This window comes from Streptococcus sp. A12 (genome assembly GCF_905372335.1).
In the GTDB taxonomy this organism is placed as follows: Bacteria; Bacillota; Bacilli; order Lactobacillales; family Streptococcaceae; genus Streptococcus.
Genome location: NZ_CAJPOU010000082.1, coordinates 1 through 4,789, shown reverse-complemented (window position 1 = coordinate 4,789; position 4,789 = coordinate 1). Strand labels below are relative to the sequence as shown.

Here is a 4,789-nt window from a genome sequence, read left to right as displayed (position 1 = left end):
AGACTCAGCTGATTAATATAAGACGCATCTCCTACTTGTTCCAAGACGGCAACTGCTTGACCTGAGATAACAAAACTTCCTGACATGAGTTTCTGATTCTCACCTTTAGGGATTTCATCTGCTTCACCTGTTAATTGAGACTCATCGACCATGATCGAGCCATCCAGAACCTTGGCATCCGCATAGATCTGATCCCCTGCTTGGAACAAGACGACATCCCCCTCTACCACCTGGTCGACAGGAAGATCCAGCCGTTCTCCTTCACGAATCACTCGAGCTTTCTCCACTTGAAGGAGGCGCATCTTATTCAAAATCCGCCGAGACCGCAATTCTTGAACAATCCCAATCAAGGAGTTAACGACCACAATGGGAACAAATAACATATTGTTCCAAGACCGTACTAGTATCAATAAGATAGCTAGAATACCAAAAACCAGGTTAAAATAGGTAAAGACATTTGAATAAATAATCTCTCTGGTCGACTTTTCAGCCGTGATGGTTACTCGATTTTGTTTGCCTTCTCTAATTCTGCTTTGGACTTGCTCATTCGCTAGCCCGCTATATCGCTTCTCTTCCATATTTTCTTCTTTCTTTTTTCTGTATCTAGTGTAGCAAAAAGAATGTCTTCTGGCTTGGGACTAGAGACCGAAGATTGTGTAGACCTATTCGTGAAGTTCAAGAGGCAAGCCATCTGGATCAAAGAAGAAAGCCATTTTGCGCCCATCAAAATCATCCACCCGTAGTTCTGTATGAGGGATTCCTAATTGGTCAAACTCTGCTAGACAGGCTTGAACATCTTCCACTTTAAAAGCTAGATGACGAAGGCCGGTATGCTCTGGATGAGGGAGAAAGGGTCTTTTTGGGGCAGCTGGTTTGATAAATATTTCCAAGGTCAGGTTTCCCTTTCGAATATTAAAGAGAATATCCTGCTTTTCTGGTCGATGGTGTTCGTCTAAAGGTTCAAAGCCTAACTTGTCTACATAAAATTCTCTGGTTTTGTCATAATCGTGGCCAATAATGGCAATGTGGTGAATGGTATCGAGATGCATCTGCTGTCCTTTTCTTTTTTATCGTAAACAAAACCTGCCCCTCGTACAGGCAGGTTTTTGCTATTGTCAAATATCTCATTCCTTCTTCATTTAAAGAAAGATTAATTGGTCTGTAAGACCTTTCTTGGCTTGGTTCCTTCAGCTGGTCCGATGACACCCGCTGCTTCCAAGTCTTCCATGAGGCGAGTGGCCCGGTTAAAACCAACCGATAAGCGACGCTGAATCATCGAAGCACTAGCTTTTTGAGTTTCAATCACGAGCGCCTTTGCCTCTTCAAAGAGAGGATCGCCTTCGTCTGAGCCACCCATACCTCCATCAAAGTCTGACTCGGATACTTCGCCTGGATCGAAGGCATCATCATAATCCGCTTCAGCTTGTTCTTTGACGAAGTTGACAATCCGCTCCACATCATCATCAGAGATAAAGGAGCCTTGCAGACGGATTGGATGATTTTCATCGATCGGTTTAAAGAGCATGTCTCCGCGACCGAGCAATTTCTCCGCTCCATTTTCATCCAAGATGGTCCGTGAGTCGGTCCCGGATGATACCGCAAAAGCGACACGAGAAGGCACATTGGCCTTGATCAAACCTGAGATAACGTCAACCGATGGCCGTTGGGTTGCCAGGATCATGTGGATCCCCGCTGCACGCGCCTTTTGTCCAAGGCGAATAATAGCATCTTCCACTTCTTTACTTGCGACCATCATCAAGTCTGCCAACTCATCGACAATGACCACGATCAATGGAAGGGGCACTTGCTTCATCTCAGACTGGGCATTGTACTCAGCCACCTTGGCATTAAAGCCAGCAATATTCCGAGCGCCAACATTTGAGAAGAGCTCATAGCGATTTTCCATCTCATCGACAACCTTTTGTAGGGCTCGACTAGCCTTGCGTGGATTGGTCACAACTGGGATCAACAGGTGAGGAATATCATTGTAGACAGAAAGCTCCACCATTTTTGGATCGACCATCATAAATTTGACTTCGTCCGGGCGGGCCTTCATCAAGATACTCGAAATTATCCCATTAACCGCTACTGATTTACCAGATCCAGTAGACCCCGCTACCAAGAGGTGGGGCATCCGAGCCAAATCAAATGTCCGAGCTGAACCATCTACAGCCTTCCCGAGAGGAATCTCAAGGAGTTTGGTAGGATCAGTTTTAGACTGCTCCCACAATTCACGGAAGGAAACCGTCGCAATCTCTGAGTTGGGCACTTCGATTCCGACCAGAGACTTCCCTGGAATCGGCGCTTCAATCCGCACATCCTTGGCTGCTAGGGCTAGGGCCAAATCATCTGCTAGGTTGGAGATGCGGTTGACCCGTACACCCACAGCTGGCTTGACTTCATACTTGGTAACAGAAGGACCGATTTCCGCCCGTTCCACTGTCGCCTTGATGTTAAAGCTTGCAAAGGTCTCTTCCAAAATGCGGATGTTCTGACGAACGATATTTTTCTCTTTGGATTGATTTTTCGGCTTGTCAGGTGCGAAGAGGTCAATGGTTGGAAGTTTGTATTGAAGGAGTTCCTTAGGCGTGAAGTCTACAGTGACTTCTTCATCCATATCCTCCTCTTCTGCGACTTCCTCCATCTCTTCTGGGTAGTCATCCGACCATTCTTCCGAATAGCCTTCCTCTTCATTTGGTAGATAAATTTGAGGGTAGTCCTCCTCTGCGGGCGCTTCTGCTTCGATCACAGGTTCCATGACCTCACCTGTCTCAAGATCTACAGGATAGCCTTCTGTACTCATGGGAGTAGCTTCTGCAAGTTGCTCGATACGGGCAGCCTCCACTGCTTCTGCTTGAAGGGCTTTCTTCTCTTCACGCTCGACAAAGCGCTCTTGGCGACGAATTTCTCGTTTTTCCATAAAGGAGTGAAAAGCTGCTACAGCCTGCACATACAAGTCATAAACCGAATAAGAACTCATCAAGAGAAGTCCTAACACAATTAAGAGTCCTCCAATGAAATAAGTCCCGATGTTTGAGAGCAAGAAGGCAATCGGCGTGTACAAGATAGCACCCAGTAAACCACCTCCTGCAAAAGAAGAGACGCGAAGGTGCACGAGGTCCCCTAAGATACGTGAGAAGGTTGGCCCGAAAGAAGAGCCTTCAAGTTTCAAGAGGGAGACAAAGTAAGCTTGATAGATAAGTAACAAGCCTGCAAAAAGACTTAAAAAGCCAGACAAGGTTCCCTCATGCTTCTCAATCCATTTGAAAAAGAAGAGGTAGACAATAACAGCCGTCATCGCTACGTAAGCCAGACTACCTACCAAGAGACGGATAAGGTTGTAGGTCACTAAGCCTAAGGCCCCTAATCGTAAAAAGGCGAAAATGAAGACGAGAGTTAAGACAATCGTCATGATCATTCGGCGAATTGCTTTTTTTCTTTCCATTTCTGCTTTAGACAGTCGTCTTGTCGACCGTGTTTTTTTTGATTGATTATTGTTTGCCATAACCTTTATTATACCACATTTCTAGACTAGTTCTCTAGTAAAATCCTTTTCTCTCATCTGCGACATAAACAACAAAAAACAGTACCTCACAGGTACTGTTACTTATAGATTTTTCTTTGGGTGGCGGTCGATGATGGCTTGATGCTCTTTCAACGCTTGTTTTCCTTTTTCCGTCAACTGATAGCCCCGAACTGTGAACTCTTGTGCCAACTCTTCTTCGGTAAAGTGATTCGCTAAAGCTTGGTTCAAATCGGCTGCTTTCATTTTGGACAAGCCCGCGACTCCCTTCTTTTTAAGAATGGCTTTTTTCATGGTCGCATTGATATGGTCCAGCGAATCAAAAGCGGATTCGATAACAGCATACCCCTTATCTACCAAAACCTTCAAATGTTCCGGCGCATGAATCCCATAAGTGTATTCGAAGTACTTAGGAAACCAAGTCTCCGTCGTAAATGTTCCAAAATGGATCCGCCACAAGAGAATGATATCCCCCGCAAGCAAGCCATCTTGGAGCAACTCCATGTTTCGTTTAGAAACAGGCTTTGGATCCAACAACCAAGCTTCCAAGTCTCTCTCAAGCGAAATATAAGGTTTCACCTCGTGATCTGCATAAAATTTTTCTAGTATATCTGAAATAGTTGTCATCTGTTTCTCCATTTTAATCCTATCTCTCTTTACCTATTTATACCTTCATTTGGAAAAATTCTGTTTTGATTGGAGGATTTATAGATAATTCCCCTCATCCTTCAAGTATTGTTGCGCCTTTCGAACGATATAGAGCGACTCATCTTCTGAAACCAACTTGCGAAAGAGCTCTTCCGCTCTAGACTTATCGCCTTTAAGAGTAGCATTCAAGGCTTGGTAGTAGATCATTTCCAACTGCTGGTACTTGAAGTCATTGCTTAAACCTTCAAAATAATCATTGCTTTGGTGGGCAATGGTTAAATCATAAAGGGCAAGACAGACCTTTTTAGTTTTCTCAGCTAGTGTAGGGTCTGTAATGGTCAATTCATTTAATCGAGCCTCCAGCTCTTCCCTGGATAAATCAGGATCTGTCAGGACGATCGAACGAATAAGATAACTCTCAAAAAAGTTCTTATATTTCTGTGGTAGTTCCTTCTGGCTGAGTGCTTCTCTAGCTTCCTTTATGACAATATCAAAATCTCCCATCATAAAAGAATAGGCAACCGATGTCAGCTTCATATCGATCTGTAAAATGGGCTTTTTCACATTCTTGTTCAACTGAAGGTATTGCTGCCAAAAAGCTAAATCTAAGTCTACATG

At 44.3% G+C, this 4,789-nt stretch carries 4 protein-coding genes and 1 pseudogene; all 5 read right to left on the bottom strand.

The window, feature by feature from the left end:
• Nucleotides 1-578: pseudogene (locus QZ158_RS07790) on the bottom strand (cation-translocating P-type ATPase); the annotation flags it as partial.
• Nucleotides 579-662: 84 nt separating this feature from the next.
• On the bottom strand, nt 663-1,049 hold the full coding sequence (locus tag QZ158_RS07785; protein WP_048715322.1) for a VOC family protein: 387 nt from the start codon (nt 1,047-1,049) through the stop codon (nt 663-665).
• 101 nt (nt 1,050-1,150) lie between these two features.
• A complete protein-coding gene (locus tag QZ158_RS07780; RefSeq protein ID WP_293887366.1) occupies nt 1,151-3,505 on the bottom strand; it encodes a DNA translocase FtsK in 2,355 nt (784 codons plus the stop codon).
• Between the two features lie 102 nt (nt 3,506-3,607).
• On the bottom strand, nt 3,608-4,150 hold the full coding sequence (locus tag QZ158_RS07775; protein ID WP_048789606.1) for a hypothetical protein: 543 nt from the start codon (nt 4,148-4,150) through the stop codon (nt 3,608-3,610).
• Between the two features lie 78 nt (nt 4,151-4,228).
• The coding region (locus QZ158_RS07770; RefSeq protein ID WP_293887362.1) for a hypothetical protein at nt 4,229-4,789 on the bottom strand (561 nt) is incomplete at its 5' end.

What these genes read in the sequence shown, in the direction of transcription:
- QZ158_RS07785 (WP_048715322.1), bottom strand. Translation starts at nt 1,049, where the DNA reads ATGCATCTCGATACCATTCACCACATTGCCATTATTGGCCACGATTAT.
- QZ158_RS07775 (WP_048789606.1), bottom strand. Translation starts at nt 4,150, where the DNA reads ATGACAACTATTTCAGATATACTAGAAAAATTTTATGCAGATCACGAG.
- QZ158_RS07780 (WP_293887366.1), bottom strand. Translation starts at nt 3,505, where the DNA reads ATGGCAAACAATAATCAATCAAAAAAAACACGGTCGACAAGACGACTG.